Consider the following 22,253-nt stretch of genomic DNA (forward strand, 5'->3'; position numbering starts at 1 on the left):
TAAAAATTACACTGGATACAGAATGGTACCGTCTAAATTTATTCGTTCTAAAGCCGGGCGCTGTCTGCCTGTTGTGCTGGCCGCGCTATTTTTTGCCGGCTGTACTACTAAAGCACCAGACCAGTCGAATGCGCATATGCAGGGCGAAGCCACTGCTAATTCGGCGTATTACCTGCAACAAATGCAGCAAAGCACTGATGATAGCAAGACCACCTGGCAATTACTCGCCATTCATGCGCTGTTAAAAGAAGGCAAAACCCAGCAAGCCGTTGATCTCTACAATCAGCTACCGAAAGAGATGGACGAGACGCAACGCCGCGAACAGGCACTGCTGGCAGCCGAAGTGAAAGTCGCCCAGAAAGATTATGCCGATGCCAACGCGCGTCTGAGCAAAATCAATGTTGCTGCGCTTAACAAAAATCAGCAGGCGCGCTATTACCAGGCGGTTATCGACGCAAGCCAGAATCACCCGTCGATTGAACTGCTGCGTGCATATATCGCGCAAGAGCCAATGTTGACCGGCCCTGCGCATCAAAAAAATATTGATGGTACCTGGCAGGCGTTATCGCTGATGACGGCCGAACAGATGAAGTCTCTGGTTATCAATGCCGATGAAAACACACTGCAAGGTTGGCTGGATCTGCAACGCGTCTGGAACGACAACCGTAACGATCCTGAAATGCTCAAAGCCGGAATTAAAGACTGGCAAACGCGCTATCCGCAGAATCCGGGGGCGAAAACACTGCCGACGCAGTTAAGCAATATGCAGAATTACAAACCCGCGTCGACGAACAAAATTGCCCTTTTGCTGCCTTTAAACGGCCAGGCGGCGGTTTTTGGTCGCGCCATTCAGCAGGGTTTTGAAGCGGCGAAAAATATGGGTTCTGCCCCGGTGGCACAAACAACGGCACCCGTGCAACCAGCGGATGCCAATGCGCAACCTGGCGATACCACACAAGCGGCTCTGCCACAGCCAGTCGATCCCAACATGGTGGCAAGCCCGTCAGCCGCCTCGGTTGATGATTTAACCCAACAGCCTGCGGAGACTCCGGTACAGCCAGCTCCAGCGGCGCAACCTGCGCCACAAGTACAGGCAGCAGCGGCAGCCCCAGCGAATCCATCAGCTGAAATCAAAGTCTACGATACCACCACGCAACCACTGGCGCAGATACTGGCTCAAGCCCAGCAAGATGGTGCAACGATAGTCGTCGGCCCATTGCTTAAAAACAATGTTGACCAGTTAGCCACCACGACTTCACCACTGAATATCCTGGCGTTGAACCAGCCGGAAAGCGTGCAGAACCGTGCCAATATCTGCTACTTCGCGCTGTCGCCAGAAGATGAAGCCCGTGATGCAGCAGGCCATATCTGGCGACAAGGCCACCGTGCTCCATTGTTACTGGTACCGCGTAGCACACTGGGCGATCGCGTAACCAAAGCCTTTGCCGATGAATGGCTGAAGCTGGGTGGCGGCACGGTGCTGCAACAGAAATTCGGTTCTATTGCCGAACTCAAACAAGGGATTAACAGCGGTTCAGGTATCGCGTTAAGCGGTACTCCGGTAACGCCAGCCTCCGCTCAACCTGCGGGTGTGACCATCGGCGGGCTGACTATCCCACCACCACCGACTGATGCACAAATTACCGCGGGTACGTCCGGTGGCGTAGACGCCGCTTATATTGTGGCAACGCCGGATGAAGTCGCTCTGATCAAACCGATGATCGCCATGCGTACCGGTAGCCGTAGCTCAGCACAACTGTATGCCAGCTCGCGCAGCTCACAGGGCGTGAACGGTCCAGATTTCCGTCTGGAAATGGACGGTTTGCAGTTCAGTGAAATCCCGATGCTTGCGGGCAACAATCCATCATTGATGCAACAAGCGTTGGGGAGTGTGCATAACGACTACTCACTGGCGCGTCTGTACGCGATGGGTGTGGATGCATGGTCACTGGCAAATCACTTCTCTCAAATCCGCCAGGTTCCTGGTTATCAGGTGAATGGCAACACCGGTACGCTGTCTGCAAATCCAGATTGCGTCATTAACAGGAAGTTAAATTGGCTGCAATTCAGTCGGGGTCAAATCGTTCCAGCCTCCTGACCCGTCAACAAGCTGGCGCGCACTACGAGTTGAGCGCGCGCCGCTTTCTTGAACGCAAAGGACTGCGCTTTATTGCTGCCAATGTTCATGCACGCGGTGGCGAAATCGACCTCATCATGCAACACGATGCCGTTATCGTCTTTGTCGAAGTACGATACCGGCGCTCCGACCTCTTTGGTGGTGCTGCTGCCAGCGTCACGCGCCGCAAACAACAAAAATTGTTACATGTCGCTCAGTATTGGCTAGCACGCACATCAGGAAGTTTTGATACTGTGGATTGCCGTTTCGATGTGTTAGCCTTCACCGGCAATGAAATAGAGTGGTTAACCAACGCGTTCACCGCAGATGTTTAAAGTAACCAGGTAAATAAACGTGCTCGAAAGAATCAAAGTCTGCTTCACGGAAAGTATTCAAACTCAGATTGCCGCCGCTGAAGCGTTGCCAGATGCTATCTCCCGTGCAGCAATGACACTGGTTCAGTCACTGCTCAATGGCAATAAAATTCTGTGCTGCGGCAACGGCACTTCTGCGGCTAACGCCCAGCATTTTGCTGCCAGCATGATCAACCGCTTTGAAACTGAGCGCCCGAGTTTACCTGCCATTGCACTTAATGCCGATAATGTGGTCTTAACCGCGATCGCAAACGATCGTTTACACGAAGAAGTGTACGCTAAACAAGTACGTGCGCTCGGCCATACCGGTGATGTTTTGCTCGCGATTTCGACCCGTGGTAACAGTCGTGATATTGTCAAAGCGGTAGAAGCCGCCGTAACGCGTGACATGACTATCGTTGCATTAACTGGCTATGACGGCGGGGAATTGGCCGGCTTATTAGGGCCGCAGGATGTTGAAATCCGCATCCCTTCTCACCGCAGCGCACGCATTCAGGAAATGCATATGCTGACGGTAAACTGCCTGTGCGATCTGATTGATAATACGTTATTCCCACACCAGGACGTTTAAGGAGTACAAATGAAGGCATTAAAGCCACTTGCAGTCCTTTTTACTGCGTTACTTCTACAAGGTTGTGTTGCTGCCGCAGTAGTGGGTACCGCCGCTGTCGCCACTAAAACCGCGACAGATCCTCGCTCAGTCGGTACTCAGGTTGACGATGGTACTCTGGAATTGCGCGTAAGCAGCGCATTGTCTAAAGACGCACAAATCAAGAAAGACGCACGTATCAACGTCTCGGCTTATCAGGGAAAAGTCCTGCTTGTCGGCCAGGCGCCAAATACTGAACTCGCTTCACGAGCCAAACAAATTGCGTTGGGCGTTGATGGCACCACCGAGGTGTACAACGAAATCCGTATCATGGCACCGATTGGTTTAGGTACGGCGTCGTCAGATACCTGGATTACCACCAAAGTACGCTCGCAATTGCTGGCAAGCGACCAGGTAAAATCGACCAGTGTGAAAGTCACTACCGAGAATAGCGAAGTCTTCTTACTGGGTCTGGTGACAGAGCGGGAAGCTAAAGCTGCGGCAGATATTGCCAGCCGGGTCAGTGACGTAAAACATGTGACGACTGCGTTTACTATTCTGAAGTAATTTTCCCCCTCACCCTAACCCTCTCCCCAGGAGAGGGGACTTAGTCTCCTTCTCCCTCAGATGGCGTTCTTTTCTCCTTCTCCCTCAGGGAAAGGGGATCATCTGACTTCTCCTTCTCCCTCAGGGAGAAGGTCGGGATGAGGGTGGTACTCCCATCAAAACCGACTCAAACAATCCATCGCCACGGCTTTAAACTCTTCAAAATCTTGACTATCACGCAGCCTCGGCATGGCCCTTTCGCGCAGGAAAGTGACAAACAAATCGTAAATCGCCATCGCCTCTTCGTACTCGCTTTTGCTGATTGCCAGCAAGAAGATGACATGCGCCGTATCATCACCCCAACTGATACCCTGAGGTGCAAGCACGGTATAAACCACGGTTTTATTTGCCATCAGCCCCAATGAGTGCGGAAGCGCAATGCCTTCGCCCAGCACGGTGCTGACAATCGCCTCACGCTCCACCACCGACGGATAAAAATCCTCACCGACAAACCCTTCTTGCTCAAGCTGTTGGCATAGCGTGCTGAACAACTCCTGCTGCGACATGGGCTCGTCAATGACGCGGAAATGGCTGGCATCAAAGAATTTTTCCAGCATATAGGGACGCGTGCGATCCACCAGCACCAGCTTGCCTAACTGTTCGAGTTGATACTCGGTCGGGAACGGTGCAACCACCACGGTAGGCTTTGCTTTGTCTGTGACTCTGGCGGTGGAGATAACAAAATCTTCCTCAACGCTGTCGAGCTGTTCATAGTCGCGTAGAGAAATAATACGTCTGACCTCTATCTGCGGATATTTACGCAGCAACATCGCCTGAATCATGCGCACCGTGGAATTCCCGGTATCGCAAACCAGCAACACACGCGGGTTACGTTGATAACCAATGTTGTAGTGGCGCTCCAGGCCGACACCGATATGCAGTACCAGGAAGCCAATTTCGTTTTCACTGATAACAAAAGGCGTGTATTTACCCCAACTCGACACTGCGGCAAGCGTCATGTCGTACGCCATCGGATAGTGCTGTTTGATATTGTCCAGCAGAGGATTGGGGATGTTAATCTGATAACGCACGCGGGTTATCATGGTTTTAATATGCGTCAGTAAATCAGCATGTAACTGCTTATCTGTCAGCAGGTTGTAGTTATAGTTGTTGTTGATGAAACTCAGAATATAGTTCACCAGCGCTTCGTCATCGTCGGCGCTAATGGCGCTCGGGGCCACTTCTTGCACCTGGCGGGAGGCGATGTGCACTTGCAGCCACTGCTCCTCTGCTTCCGAAAGCGGTTTGCCGGCCAGCGCCTGTAACAGTCCGGTGATTTGCCGTGCGGCTTCACGGACCGCTTCATCGACATTGTCGGCACTGAAATCTGGCAGCGGGTAGCCTTCGCTGATACGTCGAACCGCGACAGCACAGTATAAGCGTATAAACTGTTCCCCTTCGTCAGTCAGGCGGATGCGGCAACGTGTGAAACAGTTGTGCAGTTCCGTCGCCAGTTGTTCCGGCACACCAGCATTGAGTGTTTCTTCAGTCAGCAGTGGATTGTCACTGTCTTCTTGCATCAGTTGCCAGAGCAGTTCGGTCAGGCAAGCGCGCACCGACATTTCGCTACCAAACAACTTCATGCCGTGGCGCGGGCGCGTTTCAATGGTCAGATTGTAGCGAGCGAGCCACTCGCGCACTTCGGCCATGTCGCTTTGCAACGTCGCACGGCTAACAAACCACTCTTCCGCCAGATCTTCGAGTTTTAAAGAAAATGCGGAAGTGAGAAAGCGCACCACCAGATAATGCACCCGCTCAGGTGAGCTACGAGGGATACGCAATTGCCGCGAAGGCTGCTGCTGAAGCGCCTGATAGAGCGCCATATCGGTGATATTGAGTTGGTAGCCTGCACCGCGATTCAGAACAAATTGCGCGCCGTGATCAGCCATTAATGCATTTAAAGCCGTGATATCCGTACGCACCGTGCGCGTAGAAACAGCTAAACGCCGCGCCAGTTCATCCTGGGGCAGCGTCTCGTTTTGTAGCATCTCAAACAACTGAGCCAGACGTTGGTTGGGGAATCTCACTGCCGTTTCCTTTCGTTAATCGGGAGGGATTAGCACCCGTTACTGCCACTACTTTATCGGTTGCAGAACCATCTGTGACGGGTTTCCTACCGCACAGTAATCCTCAACAAAAGTCAGTTTTCCACATGTCGCCGCCACACTAAAACGCGTGATGTTGTCGCTGCGCTGATTCATGACGTACAGATACGTTCCTGTAGAATCAAGGGTTAACGTCCTCGGGTAGTCACCGCGCGTCCAGACATCGTCTTGATGAACCAGCTTGCCACTCTCTGAGACAGTAAAATGCCCGATACTGTTATGCAGACGATTAGCGACATACAGCTGCTTCCCGTCCGGGCTTTGCACCAGACCCGATGCGAAGTTAGTGCCTTTGAAGCCTTCGGGCAGAGTAGAAATACTTTCCCCTTCCGTCAATGTCCCTGTGCCTGCATCCAGCTGATAGTGAGTCAGCGTAGAAGCCTCTTCATTGATTAGCCATAAACCATCGCCTTTTGGCGTAAACACAAAATGGCGTGGCCCGGCACCTTTTGAGGAGGCGGCAATAAACGGAGGATCGTTAGGCGTCAGCTTCCCGCTCTCATTATCAAAGCGATATTGATAAATCCTGTCGAGGCCAAGATCGGTGGTGAAGACAAATTTCCCACTGGGATCGGTACGGATCATATGGGCGTGTGGGCCACTATGCCCGCTTACCGCAAAACTGCCTTCTACGGCGGCCTCAGGTTTTTTCGCCCCCGCAGGGCCAGAATCTTGCTTGATATCGGTGGCTTCACCGAGACTACCATCCGCCTGCACCGGCAATACTGCAACGGAACCACTGGTGTAATTCGCCACCAGCAGATAACGCTCGTCAGGGGTCAGAGACAGATAAACCGGCCCCGCACCACCTGATGAAACCTGGTTAAGCTTTTTCAGGCTCCCGCCGTCACCCACACGTAAAGCGGCAACAACGCCCTTTTCCACTTCACTTGCCGCATACAGCGTTTTGCCATCACGAGCGATCGTCAGTTGCGCGGCATTTGGCCATTCACAGACACATGTTTTGTGGCTCAGCGCACCGGTTTTCGCATCAATTTGAAAGCGATAAATCCCTTCGCCATGGGGAGAGTAGGTTCCAACCCAGGCAAACAGAGCAGGATGGTGTGTTACAGACATGGGAGGTTCCTTTAAATCGTGGCTTAAAAGGTGGATGCCGCTAAGGTCATCCACCTTACGATCATTAAGCCGCTTTTGGGATTAGCCTACCAACTTCTTCGTCATTTCCAGCAGCGTACGCACATCTTCCGGGCGGGTGTTACCGCTGGCTTTATCAATAATCGAGCTGTAAATATGCGGAATGATTTTGCTCACGCCCGCGTCCAGAGCAATCCTGAGGATCTCTTCGTAGTTGTCGAGATCGATGCCACCGGTCGGTTCGAGCCAGAAATCGTGTTCCGCACAAGCACGTGCAACCGCTTCAAACTCTTCACGACACTCAAGCCCGCCCATCGGGAAGTATTTGATGGAGCTGCCCCCCATATCTTTCAGCAGCTTAATCGCCGTTTCGACAGGCACAATCCCATCCGGTGCGCCAGAACTCAGCGGGCCGGTGGAGATTTTTACCCAGCCAACTCTGCCGGTTGGCGAAACCAGGCCGTTGACCACGCTTTCGCGTTGCCCAAGCAGCGCTCGCGATGTCGCCACGCCGGTAAACACCTGATTCACATGTTGCGGCTGCACCTGGCGAGAGATTTCACTGACCATGGCGGACTGGTTCGGGTCGCCCGCACCCAGGCCCACGGAAAGGGCATTTTCAATCAACGCCGCATACTCGCGCATATCGGCTACGGCACTGGCAACGTCCGGGTAGTTTTTGGAAAGCACACCGACCAGCACATGACCTTCTGCCGCCTGATAAATCTCTTTCGCGTTCTCTTTCGAGCCCGCCAGCACGTTCAGGCAGACACGGTCACGATAAAAGTTCGGGGTCAATTTCATGCCTGTTTCTCCTTGCTGACCAACGCTTTAATGCAGTGATAGATAATCTCCAGCTGTTGTGGGCTTACGCTGCGCACATCGGCCTCGATAATTCCTTCGTTCGCCTTGTAGCCACGGAAGAAAATCGCGTATTCGCCTTGCTTGAGCGCACTGACTAATTCCACCGTGCTGGTGCCAATCACCGCTTCGTCGAACTTGATTTCAGTCCGGGCGATGTCGCGGCCAGCGGCATCCCACACCACGCGAGCGCTGATGCCATCAAGGGTATTGAGGTTATCGATAAACGGCGTCATTTTTTCCGACATTTGAGCGCCCGTTTCTTTTGCTGCCGTCAAATAGTGCTCGATGGCGCACGTCAGGCCAAGAATGCCTTCTTTGCCGACTTTCATGGCACGGCCAATTCCATTGGTTTGCAACTTCACCCACTCGACATACTGCTCTTTGCCAATTACCAGGCCGCTGGTTGGCCCTTCAATGGCTTTCCCACCGCTGTAAATCACCAGATCCGCACCGGCACGGTAGTAACACTGCAAATCTTCTTCTGCCGCCGCATCAACAATTAATGGCAGGTTATGTTTGCGCGCGACAACGGCTGCCTGCTCAACGCTGAGCATACTTTTCTGAACCGAGTGGTGCGATTTGATATACAAAATGGCGGCAGTGCGCGGGGAAATAGCCGCAGCCAGTTGATCGGCAGAGCATTCGTTGGCGTAACCGGCTTCAACTGGTTTACCACCGCCGAGATAAATCATGGTGCTGACTGGCGCGCCGAAGTTCACGTTGTGGCCTTTTGGCAGCACGATTTCATTGTTTTCAATCGGCGTACCATGCAGGTTTTCAATCAGCCAGGCGTTATCTTTGACTAACACCGCCGCGACAGATTGCGCGATACCCGCAGAAGCGCAAGACACCACGGTCGCCGCTTCAACATCGAGCAATTTTGCGATGTATTCCCCAGTTTTGTTCACCAGGTCTTTCATTTCAAAGTAATGATTCATGCCGGTGGCAACGGCTTCAACCACTTCAGCACGTGGAGTGGAAACGCCCAGCGCCGTCATACGGCCAGATGCGTTAATGACTTGTTTTAAATTGTATTTTTCATAGATTGAAGGCATGTTCTTCTTTTCCTTGTTCGGTAGCAAACCACTTCCCGGCACGAACCGCAGCGAGTGCAACCAGCAGCTGTTCGCCCTGGAGAGTCTGACTTTCTGAGTCGGTAAATACCGTCGGCTGGCGGCGTAAGGCAAAAATAGTTAAGTCGCCATCCAGCCCTACAGACAAACGCCCTTTGTTTGCAAGGCGCAGGTCTTCGGCAGCATGAGCGGTAACACAATCAATAACTTGTGGCACAGACATGCCAATGGACAGGAATTTGGACATCACCATCCCGAGGCTATGCACCGGGCCGTTAATGCGGTTTCGGCAATAAATATCGGAGCTGATGGTGTGCGGCAAAATGCCTTTGCTGATGGCAATTTTCGCCACCTCGAAGCTAAAGCTTGCCGTGCCGTGACCCACATCGAGGCGCACACCCCGCGCAATCGCTTTAGAAATCGAGGCCCGCAGTTCACCCGCAGGCGTCAGAATGCGGTTGGGCTTGCCGTTATAGCAGTGGGTAATAATGTCGCCACTCGTCAGTAAATCGGCAATTTCATCGAGATCGGGCGGGTTATTACCAATATGAACCATCAACGGCAAATCGCCGTTTTCACGCTGGATCTCTTTCGCTCGCTCCAGCGGTTTGATGCCGTTGGCACCCACGACGCTACTGCTCATGCGCGCTTTGATACCGACGATAAAACCTGGGTGCCGTTGCACGGCATCGCGCACGGCAACTTTGTCGATATTCGCCATATCCGACAGTTCGTTTTGCGCGATAAGCCCCACGCGGGAGATGTTCAGCAATGCATAAACGTCCGTCGCGGCTTTGCGCGTCAGCGCGTAAAACTCGTCAATATCGTCGGCACCGGTACTTCCGGCGTCAATAACCGTCGTCACCCCTGTATGAATGCCGATGCTATCGGGTTCATCATGATAAATAGGGGATTTTTGGTAGCAATGAACGTGAGAATCAATCCAGCCCGCGCTGACATAGAACTCGCCGTTCAGTTGCCGCTCTTCATGTGCATCGCCGATAACCTCGCCCAGTGCGGCAATTTTGCCGCCCTTGAGCGCGATGTCGATAACCGTATCGTCCACCAGGCGAGCCTGGCGCAGGATCAAGTCGAACATGGTTTTCTCCTGTCTATAAAGCGATCGGGAAGAATGCCCCAAGGATCATCGCACCCAGAATTGCGCCACCCGTAATCGGTTTGTTCCACAGGTAAAACAGCAGCGAACCAATCAGGGAGCCAATACCAATCGGGATAGAAGCAGTCATCGCGCTCAGGATGATCAACGGCCCAAGGAAGCGACCGGAAGCGTTACCCGCACCCATCATCACGTCAGCGCCGTACGTCGAATCGCTCTGGTTGATAGTGAATTTACGCGCCAGAATGATCAGGTAGCCAATGGCCAGGCCAATCACTAACCCCGTCGCCAGCGATGCCGCGAAGTTCGCCACCGGGAAAATAATACCTGCACCCAGCAGCAACGCCGGAACACCCAGCCCGACACCGGTTTGAATCGCACCACCGATATCCAGGATCCCGACCAGTGAACCTTCGATGATACGGGCAAACAGGAAACTCGCGCCGAACGCTGCCACCGCGCCGTAAACACCGGTATCGATGCCCGCTTTCAGCATGGCCACGAAGGCCACTTCGTTAAATGCGCCGATGCCGTACAGGTAGTACATGTGCGTCCCGGCGAACACGCCGGAAGAAAGCAGGCCAACGAAGATCGGGAACGACCAGTCGGCATACCAAAAACCTTTATTTTGTTCCATGTCGAGGCTCCTGTTATTTGCCGCTGAGCGAGCTGTGGATCAGATCGAGCCAGTTCGGCACGGTCAGATGGAAGGATTCAATCATCTTCATATCGAAGCCACGGAAGAATCCGCTCAGCACAAACAGCGCAACAATCGCAACCATCATCACTTTGGTGACGTGGTTCCAACCGCTCTCTTCCACGCCTTTACCAATCAGGATACCCAGCACCAGGCCCGGAACGGCGTTGCCCATAATCAATTGCGCGCAGCCACCGAAAATCGTGGCCCAGAAGCCTGATTTCTTACCTGCATCAATCGCCGCCAGCCAGAAAATAACCGGCATCACGGTGTTAACCAGCAAGTTAGCAGCAGGAACAAGTACTTTTACCGCCGTGACCTGTAATGCTGCTGGAACAGCAGAAGCGGTGGAATTAAGAAAAGCGACCACAATCATGCCGATGAGACCGCACGCGATAGCCATTTTTTTCGGGTCATGCAGGGTTTGGGCGACGTTGCGGTTTTTCACCATCAACGCGGCAGCACCCCAGTTTGGGATAATGCGGTGGTCAACGTCCTGAGTAAAAGCACCCGCCGCAACGGAAGATGCCCACGCGTTGAAGAAGAAGCCTAATCCGAATGAGAAGTGTGAAGCGGGATCTCCTTCGCAGGAGTTAAGTTCACCTAATGTACGAAAAGCACCCATACCTTGAGTGGTTGGTGCGTGAAACATACGTGCAGCCCCGGCGCCAACACCTACGCCAACGAGCCCCCCGATTATCAGTGATTTTATTAGTATGATTAAGAACATCAGTCTGTCCTTTCTGTGTGATTTTTAAGATGCGATAAAGTCGACTTTGTCCATATTTATGGCGGTAACATTGACGCTAACATCCAACTCCACGCTGAACATTTGCTTTTCGCGCTTGAGAAAGAAGAACAAAAAGGCCTCTTTCTTGACCTGGACTCGCGCCTGAATGACCTGCACATCCTGTGGCTCAATACGCAGTAAAATATGGGGAGACGACTTCATAACCGAGCCCTGAACATGATTCAGGGCGTCAGCAAAGGCTTTGGCTTTCGTATCGCCACGCCCTTTCACTCTCACCGTTTCTGAGAAGTGTTCTTTCATACTCACTTACCGTGCTTCTTGGCCCAGGCCTGAACCAGGCGCTCGCCCAACTCTTCTTTATCCATAAAGCCGAAGCCCAGTACATTGTTGCCTTCATTGATTGCGGTGACGCCTTCTTCCACTGAACGCATGCCGTACTTGGCTTTGTAGCCGTGCTTGGTCTGCGCGGTAATCGCACCCGCACCACCGCTACCGCAGAATGAAATACCAAAGGTGGCATTTTCGGCTTTCATCACGTCGCCCAATTTCATATCAGCGGCAACACCAGGAATAACCACTGCGCGGCCACCCGCTTTTTCAATCCCTGCTGCCACTTTCTGGCCTTTACCCAGGCGGTCGCCAATTACTACGGTAATTTGTTCCATTGTTATCTCCTGATTATTCAAAGATTGTCTTTCGCGACTTCAAAATGCACTGACAACAACCACGCTTCTTCAACCGGTAAATTGCCAAACTGTTCCACCACGGCTTTCGCCATATCCAGCGAGTCAGCAGAGATTTCCTCAAACAGGCTCTCTTCAACTTCTGGCAACGGTTCGCCGGTCAGTGACCGATGCGCCATGGCACGAACATGGGAAGTCAGCATCTGTTCTTGCACCGCATTGGGCGTGATGTTTCTGCTGTTAAGCAGCGTATAGATATACGCCAGCACCCGTTCTGTAAGCTGTGTAACCTCGGTACTCCCGGCTTCATTAACCATTACCGCTCCGCTATTCACACTACGTACCTCTTCGCTATTAGGCTTTTAAGGTATCGGGAGGTGTTAAAGCTTTGTAGCGAGTTGTTTTCCACTTCGAAGTGGAAATCGCGGCTTCAATAGTGATATGTCTCACAAAAAGTGGCCTGTTCATGATAAATCGCCGGTTTAATGTGATTACACTCACGGATTAATGAAGGAATACTCATACATCGCAGTGATATTTTTTGAGCAAAATTGTGATGTGAGGGCTGTTTTTGAGAAAATATTGGAAAGACTTATGGTGGATGAACGTTGAAATGGGGATCAAAGCGGTTCACAACGCGACATTACCGTGAAGGGGTCAATGAGAATCAATTCTCGAGTTTCTGGAAAGTAAAGGATGATTAAATAATCAGCCCGCTTTTATCTGCCTAAATAAACGGCAATAACAATCATATTGTCTATTTCATCGACTGGTTTTTTTAGTTAATTAATCGTACCACACTAAAACTAATGTTATTCAGAATAGTTATTAACAAGGAAATTATAAAATTTTAATTCAACAATTATTGAGAAACATTACTCCAATTGTGTAAATAATACCTTCCACTTATTATCTCGTTATTAATTAACATTCGATAAATATTCCTCGGGAAAGAGAGTGCAAAAACTCGCATAAAACCCTCTACATACCATCGCGACGAAAACTTAAAATAAACATTTATTTTCAATAAGTTAAACAGGCAATCCCATTGAAGTATATTGCTGTTTTTTATGATGATTATTTTAGTAACGCAAACGATAATATATAAAACCCCACTCTGTTTTTATATGTGCAATTTAAAGATTACACTTAGCGGTAAATGATAATCCCCACCCCCACCTCACCCCATCTGCCAGAAATGATATATTAACGGGCAACGCGTTGTATGGAAAACAGACAATCAGCATCATTGAATGCTTGCTTCTGCTCGTCTTCATATAACCAAAGAATGAATTTCTGACTACCAATATTATGGGAATGGATCCCAGATAATTAGTACGATAATAATAGATTCCGAGATAATAAAACGTATGAAATATATTTATAAAGCGGTATCCCGTGAAGGGCTGGGTTTATTTATTGTCGCCTCACTGTGTACCACGGCACATGCAGAAACGGTCAATGACGCGCACAGCGTTGCAGACCTGCCTTCAGACCCCACAGCCTTATATATCGGTAACGGCGGAACCGGCTCTCTCATCATTAAACAAAGTGAGTCCGTCATTTCAGGGCAAGATCCCGCCCATGAATCCGGTTCAGTGCTGGGTTTCAGCGGTGGTGACAAAGGGACGCTGACCATTGATGGTGGCACCTGGTACGACAGCGTCACCTCGTCCAATGTCCCTTCCGGGGGCGGTACCACGGCAGTCGGCGGTGGGGGCGATGGCACGCTGGATATTAAGAACGGCGGTGAAGCATACGCCAAGTTTATTAATATCGGGCAAAACAACAATGGCAACGGCGTCGTTAACGTCGATGGTGCCGATTCTCACTTATTTGTTAATGCGGATCAAAGCTCGGGAATCACCGTCGGAACCAACGGCACCGGGGCGATTAACATCAGCAATGCAGGCAAAGTGACCTCTACATCAGCCTCTTATGTTGGCGATAGCCATGGGGCTAGCGGTTCGGTCAATGTCAGCGGCAGCGGTTCAAACTGGACGATTACCGAGGGTCCAATAAATGTGGGCCGACGCGGCACAGGTGTTATGAACATCACCTCAGGCGGCACGGTCAACAGCGCAGGCGGCGGAATTGCAACTGAAGATGGGTCCGTCGGCCACGCCCTGGTAAGCGGGACTGGCTCCACATGGGATATAGGATCAAAACGCACCCTCACCATCGGCTATACCTCTAAAGATGCCAGCCTCGCTTCCAGTACGGGCACCCTGACGGTTGCCGATGGAGGCCGCCTGGTGGCAGAAAAAGCCATTAATGTCGCGGGTGATGGCAGTACGATTAATATCGGGGCGCAAGCCGGGGAAACGGCTGTTGCACCGGGAACGCTGGAAACAGCCAAAGTTAACTTACTCAACGACACCAACGCCCTGGTCTTTAACCACTCTGACACGTCGGGAAATTATCTGTTCTCGCCCATCGTGACAGGCCTGGGTTCAGTGACAAACTTAAATGGCACCACCGTGCTGACGGGCGCAAACATCTACACCGGTGGAACGACCATCAGCGGTGGCACCCTGCAACTTGGCGATGGTAGTACTGCCGGCTCACTCGTGGGTGATATTGCCAATAACAGCGCGTTTGTTATCAATAATCCTGCAGAAACGACCCTTGGCGGAGTGATTTCCGGGACAGGTACGCTCACTCAGCAAGGCGCGGGCACAACGGCTTTACAATCCACTAATACCTATACTGGCGAAACGGTTGTCAATGCGGGCACATTGCGCACCGACATCGTTGACAGTATTGCCAGCAGTAATGCAGTAAACATCAATGGCGGTGTGTTTGACCTGAACGGGAATAACCAATTTGTGAACCGTCTGGGCGGGACCGGTGGTGAAGTCCAACTTAACGGTGCGATGCTTACCACTAATAATGCCACGGCCGCAGATGATTCCAGCTATGCCGGCGATATTATCGATGGCACAGCCAAAGGCAGCCTGACCAAGACTGGCGACGGTACTCTGACGCTGACGGGCAAAACGGCCTGGACGGGTGACACCCATATCGATGGTGGTGAGTTAGTGCTGGATGGCACAAACGGCGGCGCACAACTGGTCAGTAATATCATTGGCAAAGACAACACGACGTTGTCCCTGCAAAACGGTGCCAACCTGACAGGCTGGATTGACCCAACGGATGTGAACATCGATAAAGCCAGCTCCTGGGACATGACCGCAGATTCGCTGGCCGGTGACGTTAACCTCGCCGGGACAATCCGTTATGCCGCGCCATCCACATTGCCAATGACCAGCGGCCACACGCTGACCGTTAATAACTGGAATGGCCAGGACGGGACATTGGTGATGAACACGGTTCTGGGTGATGACGCTTCGGTAACCGATAAGCTCGTGGTCAACGGCAATACCAGCGGTAATACGTTCATGCAGATCAACAATGCCGGTGGCGGTGGCGCCAGCACCGTTGAAGGGATCCGTGTTGTCGAAGTGAATGGTCTGTCAGACGGGACTTTCGCTAAATCAGGGCGAATTGTTGCCGGGGCTTATGATTACAACCTGGTGAAAAACGGATCCGACTGGTTCCTGACAAACAAGGATACCACCACGCCGATCGAGCCGATTACGCCACCCGATCCTACGGACCCCACTGAACCACCAGTTGACCCAGTCGATCCGATAGTACCGCCAACGCCTGAATCAGATAACCCAGGTGAACCGACCGTTCGTCCTGAATCTGCCAGTTACACGGCAAACCTCGCGGCAGCCAATACCATGTTTATTAACCGACTGCACGACCGTCTGGGTGAAACACAGTATACCGACGCGCTTACCGGTGAGAAAAAAGTCACCAGTCTGTGGTTACGTCAGGTGGGTGGGCATAACCGCTGGAAGGATAGCAGCGGCCAGGTAAGCACCCAAAGCAACCGCTACGTCGTGCAACTGGGCGGCGATCTGGCGCAGTGGAGCAACGACGGTCTGCAACGCTGGCACCTTGGGGCAATGGCCGGTTACGGCAACAACCGCAGCAATAGCCACTCCAATGTCACCGGATATCATTCTGAAGGTTCGGTGGACGGTTACAGCGCAGGTCTTTATGCCACATGGTATGAAAATGACGAAACACACCAGGGCACTTACCTGGACACCTGGGCGCAGTACGGCTGGTTCAACAACCATGTGAAAGGTCAGAACATCCAGGGTGAGTCTTATAAATCAAGCGGCATAACCGCTTCGCTGGAACTGGGCTACACCCACAAACTGGGTGAGTTTATCGGCAGCCAGGGTTCGACAAATGAATGGTTTATCCAGCCACAGGCCCAGGCTATCTGGATGGGTGTTGAGGCAGATGACCACCGTGAAAACAACGGAACCCGCGTCAGTGGCGAGGGTGACGGCAATATCCAGACTCGTCTGGGTGTGCGTACCTACCTGAAAGGACACAGCAAAATTGATGACGGTAAAAACCGCATCTTCCAGCCTTTCGTTGAAGCTAACTGGATCCACAACACCAATGACTTTGGCACACGGATGGACGGTGCAAGCGTTTATCAAAGCGGCGCGCGCAATATCGGGGAGATCAAAACCGGTGTTGAGGGTCAGCTGAATCCAAATCTCAATTTGTGGGGTAATGTGGGTGTTCAGGTGGGCGATAAAGGTTACAGCGATTCGTCCGCTATGGTTGGGGTGAAGTACAGCTTCTAACCACGATCAGTCGACGCGTAGGGTGGATTAGCATGGGCGACGTCCACCCTACAAAACCCGAGTCCGTGATGTGGTCACCGTTTTTGGATACTTTATGGAAAATGTGTAGAGCCAGGCATTCGGGCAATCAATGAAAATAGACGCAGAAATTACCTTCCGTAAGCTCGAAATTTAGATTTGTTCCGCAATAACGGAGACTATTTATCCTATGAATCTGAATGCGCCAGGCATTCAATATTTCTATTAATGAATTGATAAATATTTATTTCGTACCTGCCCCGACCATTTTCCCACAGTATTGACTCCTGTCACAGAACCCATCCCAAAAACGCTTAATGCTTTCCCCCGCATTTCGTGATGCTTTTCTTTCATGCATTTCTCTGTAACAAGGACGGTTTTATGCCTGTAAAAGGATTACGTTTTACCCTCGAGGTTGACGGTCTGGGGCCCGAGAGCTTCGCGGTCGTGAACTTTAGTCTGGCCCAGCATTATTCTCTACCGTTTGTCCTGGAGGTTGATGTTGCCAGCGACGTTTTCCGGCTGACTGCGGAGAGCCTGCTGGAGAAGAACGCCACGCTGACCATCTGGCAGGGGGATACACCACAACGTTATGTCACGGGCGTCATTTCCACCTTCGGCATGAAAGAAAACACCGGCTGGCAGATGCATTATCGTTTTCAGATACAGCCCCCTTTGTGGCGCGCAGGTTTGCGCCAGAACTTCCGTATTTTCCAGCAGCAGGATATTCAGACTATTTCCGCGCTCCTGCTACAGGAAAACGGCATCACCGACTGGCAACCGTATTTTTATGAAGACCATGCCGATCGCGAGTTCTGCGTCCAGTATGTCGAAAGCGACCTGGATTTTTTGTCACGTCTGTGGGCTGAAGAGGGGATTTTCTTCTTCGACAAGCACTCTCCGGACGGTGCGAGCCAGACATTAACGCTGTGTGATGATAAGGCGGGCCTGGCCCGGGCTGAATCCTCCTTCCCGTTTAACCCGAACACCCGCGAAGTCAGCGGTGAGTGTATCAGCGTGTTTCGCTATGAAGCCGGCATCCGCCCCTCATCGGTATTAAGCCGGGACTACACCTTTAAAATACCGGACTGGCCGGGTCTCTATGACCACGATGCCAGACATCTCAACGGCCAGCGTTCGCAATATAAAATCTTTAATTATCCGGGCCGTTATAAAGACGAACAGCACGGCAAAGATTTTACCCGTTATCGGATGGAAGGCCTGCGCAACGGCGCAGAAAAGGCCAGCGGCTCGGCCAATACGCCAAAACTGTGGCCCGGTGTGTGCTTTACGCTGACCAGACATCCACAAGAAAACATGAATCGCAAATGGCAGGTGGTGCGCAGTCTGCTCAGGGGAGAACAACCACAGGCGCTGCACGGCAGCCAGCGAAAAGGTACCACGCTCAGCAACCAGTTTGAGGTGATACCCGCTGACCGCACCTGGCGCTCCACGCCCCTGCCGAAGCCAAAAGTGGATGGCCCACAAAGCGCGGTGGTCACCGGCCCGCCAGGGGAAGAAATTTTCTGCGATGAGTACGGACGTATTCGCGTCAAATTCATCTGGGACCGCTATCACGGCACCACCGAAGACAGCTCCTGCTGGGTACGCGTTTCCCAGGCATGGGCAGGCACCGGATTTGGCAACCTCGCCATTCCCCGCGTTGGCCAGGAAGTGATTGTTGATTTTCTGCATGGCGACCCTGACCAGCCGATTGTGATGGGCCGGGCGTATCATGAAGACAACCGCTCGCCGGGAGATTTGCCGGGCACCAAAACCCAGATGACCATCCGTTCGAAAACCTACAAAGGCAGAGGGTTTAACGAACTGAAATTCGATGACGCAACCGGCAAGGAGCAGGTCTATATCCATGCGCAGAAAAACATGGATACCGAAGTTCTGAACAATCGCACTACCGATGTGAAAGTCGATCACACCGAAACCATCGGCAACAACCAGAAGATCACCGTGGGGCTGGGTCAGACGGTTAGAGTAGGCAAAGAGAATGCCGGTGGGCATGATCAAAAAATTACCGTATCCCACGACCGGAAAGTGAGCGTCGGCAGCGACCAGATACTGAAAGTGACTAACGATCGCACCGTCAGCATCAGCCACGATGATGGACTGTACGTGGCGAATGATCGGAAAGTGACGGTGGAGGGGGATCAGCATCACAAAACGACCGGCAATCACGTCAGTCTGGTGGAAGGGAAATGCAGCCTTGAGGTGAAGGGCGACCTGGCGCAGAAGGTCAGCGGTTCGCTGGGGATAAAAGTTAACGGCGATATCGTGCTGGAAAGCAGCAGTCAGATCAGCCTCAAAGTGAGTGGTTCGTTCGTGGTGATCCATGCCGGTGGCGTCGACATCATGGGGCCAGTGATAAATCTCAATGGTGGAGGGAGTGCGGGGACGCCGGTGGGGACGTTGTAACCAATGGTATTGAGTGCGATGACGGATGATAGTGATGAATCAGAGGGTTATGGCGTAAGGGTTAATTTCACCGAACCTAATGGAACCCCCTACGCATTTAAAAAATATAATGTCAGATTTTCTGATAATACAGAAAAAGAAGGTTTTACCGATGAGCAGGGGCATACCGAATGGTTCACCAAAAAAGATGCAGAGAGCATTGATGTAACGCTTATTAGTAATGATTTTAAGGAAAACTGGGGAACTGAAAAATGAGTGGTCCAACAAAAGCAACTTTATCAAAAGATAAAAAAACTCTCAATCAATGCCTCAAGAATGATTTCAAAATAATGGTTCAGGAAGCGCTTGATGCAATGGGCCGTGTTTTAGATCAGAGGGAGAAGGATCTTAAAGATTGGACACCAGATAAACAGGATGAATTTCATAAAATATTCGGCTCCAGGGGAGAGCGTGAAATCCCTGTCGACCTCCCCCTTAGGGGTGTTTCAGATATACATAATATGACTGCCAGAGAAATTATGCTGGATGGTATAAGAAGACTGCGTGATATAAAGGGACAGTTGACTGTTAATGATTTTATTAATGAGATTGATGGTCCAAAAGCATTCTGCGCAAGAGTATCATCAGGACAGCAAAGCAATTACAAGGTTCACATAGGAATCAATTTTACTGGGCGGTTAAAAAATCATGGCTTTCGATCCTGCATGAGTGTTATGGGGGAAGATTCCCGTGTATCTACACTTTGTCATGAGATGAGTCACTTTGTTAAAAAATTTGCAGAACCAAGTCAGGGCGGCATGGGCACCTCTGACTATGATGAAAACTGTCATAAAAAAAAGCACGAAGATGGTGAAGACAAGTCATCATTTGAACAGCATAAAGATGGCGCTAATAAAATGGTGAAGAAGGAAGATCCGAATGTTTTTGACAATGCTTACAATATTGAACGATATTTTCAAATAAGCGCTTAATATATTATGAAAAACATAACTACACCGACCACTTCATTAACTTTAAAAATGCTCGCAGCATTGCTAAAATTGTACATATCAACAACATCAGTGCTATATTGCAACCAACTAATGGCTAATAATTTAATAACCATTAAGCATGAATTTGGCAAAAGAGGATGGGTCGAAAACCATTACGAAAAGGCCGAAATATACCCCATATCAGATTCACAAGATGAGGATTCATTTTCAGGATATGACAATGCTAAAATTAAATTCAAACGTAAAACATCATTTAATATTTCAATAGAAGAAAAAAACAACAATGCTCTTGCAACAATTAAATTTCATAACAATAGCAATGAATCTTACTTTTTCATAAAGAACCATCTTCCCTATAATTACTTAATGTTACCCAGCCACAGTAAAATCCCGGTATCACCACTCTTTTGTGGGCGAACCTTCGGAGTAACCACAGCTGATATTAGATTATTTTTCTTCGGAAACACTTGTGGTTATCCTGGTGATTTAGGTCGAGATGAATGGCAAGAAATACCTTCAGGTAAAGGCTTTGCGTTTACTACAACACTGAATGATTATATTTACTTTATGCCAGGAAAGAAAAGTTATAATTTCGAATCATCTAATTTTTATATTGTCACCGAAAAATGGTTTACTGAGAAATCTATTAATGAAGAGTTATTTTCTATCTTCACCTCTCCAACAGATATTTGCCAGACAAGGGAAAACCCTCGCTATATCTATAATGAAGATAAAATATGCGAGCCTGATTACACGCCGCGAGCATTAGAATCATTTATGCAACGATTTGATTTCAATGGTAAAAATAAAGATTATAGTTTTGAAATCAGAACCAATGAAGTCAGTGCTGAAATTGATGGGACACATCTGAATTCGTTATATGACAAACTTTGATTAAATACCTTTAAATAAACAATGCACGTGAGTGGAAGGCAGATTAACGAATTGTGGGCTAGCGATCTGAGAAATCCCCTCTTTCCTGAAAACAGAAAGAAGGGATTAAGCACCAGAAAGGAATTACTTCGCAGCTGGATGCGCGGTGATTTGAATTGAATCGGTGTAAGTCACACGCACGCTCTGGTTAACTTTAAGATCTTTCAAGCGAGCCTGAACCTCAGGATCTTCAACCGTAATCACTTTCTCCTGCCCTTTAGGACCGACAAAAGTCACTTCGTTCTTTTTCACATCAATGTGTTTAATTTTGAGCTGAACGTTAACCTGGCGGAAAGCTTCGTGCTCTGGGCTATCTTTGGTCGCTTTTTCCATGCCTTTAGTTGATGAAGCGGTTGGTGCGGCTTTATCAATATTGGTATCAAATGCAACGGCAACGGAGCGGGTCACGGTGGTATCGACTGTGTCACCTGCTTTCAGATTGGCCAGAGTACCTGCTTCTTCAGGAATATTGAGCGAAACTTTATTGCCTTGCTCACCTTCCAGCACCACGACATGATTTTTTTGATCGACTGAAACCACTTTCGCGGAGAAGTGATCGGCCTGAAGATCGCCCGCTACAGGCAGAAGTGTGGCATTTGCAGAGAAAACACTGAACGCAAGCAGCGAAACAGTCGCGGCACCTTTGGCAATGGTACGAATCGGTTTCATAAATCGGATGTCCTTATAAATAATAAAATAACTTATATACCCTTAGGATTGATCAGTATTACCTTAGCGGTACTTCTTATGGTAGGCATTGCGAGTGGTTTTAAAATCTTCTGCTGCCGCCTGTGCTTCTTTCACTTTACCTTCGTTGGCAAGTTTCAGCGCACCATCAATTTGCCCCACCAGCAAATCCAGACCGTGGCGATAGTCTTTCAACTCCGCGCTGTCGGGCGCTTTGTTTTCAAGTTTAGTGGGCGTGCCTTTTTGCGCATCCAGTGCTGCAGTACGCATATTGTTGAGCGAGGTTTTTAGTTCTGCCGCGCTATCGGTGCTCATCACGGTTTTGTAGTTCTCCGCAATCGCGTCCATATCATCGGCGACTTCTTTTGCCATGCTCGTTGCGGAAAATAACACGGTCGATACTGCCAACATTGCAATCAGTTGCTTACGCATTAAATCACCCTT

Annotated in this window: 21 protein-coding genes; 9 read left to right on the forward strand and 12 right to left on the reverse strand. The window is 50.4% G+C overall.

The features are described from left to right. Positions 1–22 precede the first annotated feature (22 nt). Genes OH773_RS18815 through dolP form a run of 4 tightly spaced genes read left to right on the forward strand, consistent with a single transcriptional unit; the run spans position 23 to position 3,646 of the window. Positions 23–2,098 (forward strand): penicillin-binding protein activator, encoded by a 2,076-nt coding sequence (locus OH773_RS18815; protein ID WP_270140908.1) that lies wholly within the window; start codon positions 23–25, stop codon positions 2,096–2,098. Further along, positions 2,056–2,451 (forward strand): YraN family protein, encoded by a 396-nt coding sequence (locus OH773_RS18820; protein ID WP_270140910.1) that lies wholly within the window; start codon positions 2,056–2,058, stop codon positions 2,449–2,451. The genes OH773_RS18815 and OH773_RS18820 overlap by 43 nt, the downstream gene beginning before the upstream one ends. Positions 2,452–2,470: 19 nt before the next feature. Then, positions 2,471–3,061: a DnaA initiator-associating protein DiaA gene (gene diaA, locus OH773_RS18825; RefSeq protein ID WP_183272620.1), complete on the forward strand. Its 591-nt coding sequence runs from the start codon at positions 2,471–2,473 to the stop codon at positions 3,059–3,061. Between the two features lie 9 nt (positions 3,062–3,070). Next, complete coding sequence (gene dolP / locus OH773_RS18830) at positions 3,071–3,646, forward strand: division/outer membrane stress-associated lipid-binding lipoprotein (RefSeq protein WP_183272619.1); 576 nt, start codon at positions 3,071–3,073, stop codon at positions 3,644–3,646. Between the two features lie 155 nt (positions 3,647–3,801). On the opposite strand, the gene OH773_RS18835 is transcribed toward dolP, so the two are convergent. The 10 genes from OH773_RS18835 to OH773_RS18880 all read right to left on the reverse strand — a co-directional run bounded on the left by OH773_RS18835 (position 3,802) and on the right by OH773_RS18880 (position 12,387). Beyond that, positions 3,802–5,712, reverse strand: a complete 1,911-nt coding sequence (locus OH773_RS18835) for a BglG family transcription antiterminator (protein WP_270140913.1) — start codon at positions 5,710–5,712, stop codon at positions 3,802–3,804. Between the two features lie 48 nt (positions 5,713–5,760). Next, positions 5,761–6,867: a lactonase family protein gene (locus OH773_RS18840; protein ID WP_442865622.1), complete on the reverse strand. Its 1,107-nt coding sequence runs from the start codon at positions 6,865–6,867 to the stop codon at positions 5,761–5,763. A gap of 81 nt (positions 6,868–6,948) precedes the next feature. Beyond that, positions 6,949–7,689, reverse strand: coding sequence for a 2-dehydro-3-deoxy-phosphogluconate aldolase (gene dagF / locus OH773_RS18845; protein WP_270140915.1), 741 nt, complete (start codon positions 7,687–7,689; stop codon positions 6,949–6,951). Beyond that, a complete protein-coding gene (locus OH773_RS18850) occupies positions 7,686–8,804 on the reverse strand; it encodes a DgaE family pyridoxal phosphate-dependent ammonia lyase (protein WP_270140917.1) in 1,119 nt (372 codons plus the stop codon). Before OH773_RS18850 ends, dagF begins: the two co-directional genes overlap by 4 nt. Beyond that, the gene (locus OH773_RS18855; protein ID WP_270140919.1) at positions 8,788–9,921 is read right to left on the reverse strand and encodes an amidohydrolase/deacetylase family metallohydrolase; all 1,134 of its coding nucleotides are present in this window, start codon (positions 9,919–9,921) and stop codon (positions 8,788–8,790) included. Before OH773_RS18855 ends, OH773_RS18850 begins: the two co-directional genes overlap by 17 nt. A gap of 13 nt (positions 9,922–9,934) precedes the next feature. Beyond that, positions 9,935–10,576: a DUF4310 family protein gene (locus OH773_RS18860; RefSeq protein ID WP_183272613.1), complete on the reverse strand. Its 642-nt coding sequence runs from the start codon at positions 10,574–10,576 to the stop codon at positions 9,935–9,937. 13 nt (positions 10,577–10,589) lie between these two features. Next, complete coding sequence (locus tag OH773_RS18865) at positions 10,590–11,366, reverse strand: DUF4311 domain-containing protein (protein WP_270140921.1); 777 nt, start codon at positions 11,364–11,366, stop codon at positions 10,590–10,592. 24 nt (positions 11,367–11,390) lie between these two features. Continuing rightward, entirely contained in the window at positions 11,391–11,687 is a 297-nt protein-coding gene (locus OH773_RS18870) for a DUF4312 family protein (RefSeq protein WP_270145954.1), read from the reverse strand. Between the two features lie 2 nt (positions 11,688–11,689). Then, positions 11,690–12,052 carry an SFCGS family glycine-rich protein gene (locus OH773_RS18875; protein WP_270140922.1) on the reverse strand — a complete coding sequence of 121 codons (363 nt, stop codon included), beginning with the start codon at positions 12,050–12,052 and terminating at the stop codon, positions 11,690–11,692. Positions 12,053–12,069: 17 nt separating this feature from the next. After that, the gene (locus tag OH773_RS18880; protein WP_270140923.1) at positions 12,070–12,387 is read right to left on the reverse strand and encodes a glycine dehydrogenase; all 318 of its coding nucleotides are present in this window, start codon (positions 12,385–12,387) and stop codon (positions 12,070–12,072) included. Positions 12,388–13,440: 1,053 nt separating this feature from the next. On the opposite strand from OH773_RS18880, the gene OH773_RS18885 reads away from it, so the two are divergent. The 5 genes from OH773_RS18885 (at position 13,441) to OH773_RS18900 (ending at position 21,083) form a co-directional block, all read left to right on the forward strand. Beyond that, positions 13,441–16,749, forward strand: coding sequence for an autotransporter outer membrane beta-barrel domain-containing protein (locus OH773_RS18885; protein WP_270140925.1), 3,309 nt, complete (start codon positions 13,441–13,443; stop codon positions 16,747–16,749). A 399-nt stretch (positions 16,750–17,148) separates the two neighbouring features. Further along, on the forward strand, positions 17,149–19,197 hold the full coding sequence (tssI, locus tag OH773_RS18890) for a type VI secretion system tip protein TssI/VgrG (RefSeq protein WP_442865623.1): 2,049 nt from the start codon (positions 17,149–17,151) through the stop codon (positions 19,195–19,197). 18 nt (positions 19,198–19,215) lie between these two features. Further along, entirely contained in the window at positions 19,216–19,452 is a 237-nt protein-coding gene (locus OH773_RS22465; RefSeq protein WP_442865624.1) for a hypothetical protein, read from the forward strand. After that, the gene (locus OH773_RS18895) at positions 19,449–20,168 is read left to right on the forward strand and encodes a hypothetical protein (RefSeq protein ID WP_270140927.1); all 720 of its coding nucleotides are present in this window, start codon (positions 19,449–19,451) and stop codon (positions 20,166–20,168) included. Before OH773_RS22465 ends, OH773_RS18895 begins: the two co-directional genes overlap by 4 nt. A gap of 111 nt (positions 20,169–20,279) precedes the next feature. Then, a complete protein-coding gene (locus OH773_RS18900) occupies positions 20,280–21,083 on the forward strand; it encodes a hypothetical protein (protein ID WP_270140929.1) in 804 nt (267 codons plus the stop codon). A 123-nt stretch (positions 21,084–21,206) separates the two neighbouring features. On the opposite strand, the gene OH773_RS18905 is transcribed toward OH773_RS18900, so the two are convergent. Beyond that, positions 21,207–21,791, reverse strand: a complete 585-nt coding sequence (locus OH773_RS18905; protein WP_270140931.1) for a hypothetical protein — start codon at positions 21,789–21,791, stop codon at positions 21,207–21,209. Positions 21,792–21,854: 63 nt separating this feature from the next. After that, positions 21,855–22,241, reverse strand: coding sequence for a cytochrome b562 (cybC, locus tag OH773_RS18910; RefSeq protein WP_183272595.1), 387 nt, complete (start codon positions 22,239–22,241; stop codon positions 21,855–21,857). Positions 22,242–22,253 lie beyond the last annotated feature (12 nt).

Origin of the sequence: Buttiauxella sp. WJP83 (assembly GCF_027594725.1) — a bacterium.
Lineage (GTDB): Bacteria > Pseudomonadota > Gammaproteobacteria > Enterobacterales > Enterobacteriaceae > Buttiauxella > Buttiauxella selenatireducens.

Coding starts and splice junctions, on each gene's coding strand:
- OH773_RS18880 (WP_270140923.1), bottom strand. CDS start 12,387: ATGGTTAATGAAGCCGGGAGTACCGAGGTTACACAGCTTACAGAACGG.
- OH773_RS18865 (WP_270140921.1), bottom strand. CDS start 11,366: ATGTTCTTAATCATACTAATAAAATCACTGATAATCGGGGGGCTCGTT.
- tssI (WP_442865623.1), top strand. CDS start 17,149: ATGCCTGTAAAAGGATTACGTTTTACCCTCGAGGTTGACGGTCTGGGG.
- OH773_RS18815 (WP_270140908.1), top strand. CDS start 23: ATGGTACCGTCTAAATTTATTCGTTCTAAAGCCGGGCGCTGTCTGCCT.
- OH773_RS18885 (WP_270140925.1), top strand. CDS start 13,441: ATGAAATATATTTATAAAGCGGTATCCCGTGAAGGGCTGGGTTTATTT.
- OH773_RS18850 (WP_270140917.1), bottom strand. CDS start 8,804: ATGCCTTCAATCTATGAAAAATACAATTTAAAACAAGTCATTAACGCA.
- OH773_RS18875 (WP_270140922.1), bottom strand. CDS start 12,052: ATGGAACAAATTACCGTAGTAATTGGCGACCGCCTGGGTAAAGGCCAG.
- OH773_RS18855 (WP_270140919.1), bottom strand. CDS start 9,921: ATGTTCGACTTGATCCTGCGCCAGGCTCGCCTGGTGGACGATACGGTT.
- OH773_RS22465 (WP_442865624.1), top strand. CDS start 19,216: ATGACGGATGATAGTGATGAATCAGAGGGTTATGGCGTAAGGGTTAAT.
- OH773_RS18860 (WP_183272613.1), bottom strand. CDS start 10,576: ATGGAACAAAATAAAGGTTTTTGGTATGCCGACTGGTCGTTCCCGATC.
- OH773_RS18840 (WP_442865622.1), bottom strand. CDS start 6,867: ATGTCTGTAACACACCATCCTGCTCTGTTTGCCTGGGTTGGAACCTAC.
- OH773_RS18870 (WP_270145954.1), bottom strand. CDS start 11,687: ATGAAAGAACACTTCTCAGAAACGGTGAGAGTGAAAGGGCGTGGCGAT.
- dolP (WP_183272619.1), top strand. CDS start 3,071: ATGAAGGCATTAAAGCCACTTGCAGTCCTTTTTACTGCGTTACTTCTA.
- OH773_RS18900 (WP_270140929.1), top strand. CDS start 20,280: ATGGCTAATAATTTAATAACCATTAAGCATGAATTTGGCAAAAGAGGA.
- OH773_RS18895 (WP_270140927.1), top strand. CDS start 19,449: ATGAGTGGTCCAACAAAAGCAACTTTATCAAAAGATAAAAAAACTCTC.
- OH773_RS18905 (WP_270140931.1), bottom strand. CDS start 21,791: ATGAAACCGATTCGTACCATTGCCAAAGGTGCCGCGACTGTTTCGCTG.
- dagF (WP_270140915.1), bottom strand. CDS start 7,689: ATGAAATTGACCCCGAACTTTTATCGTGACCGTGTCTGCCTGAACGTG.
- cybC (WP_183272595.1), bottom strand. CDS start 22,241: ATGCGTAAGCAACTGATTGCAATGTTGGCAGTATCGACCGTGTTATTT.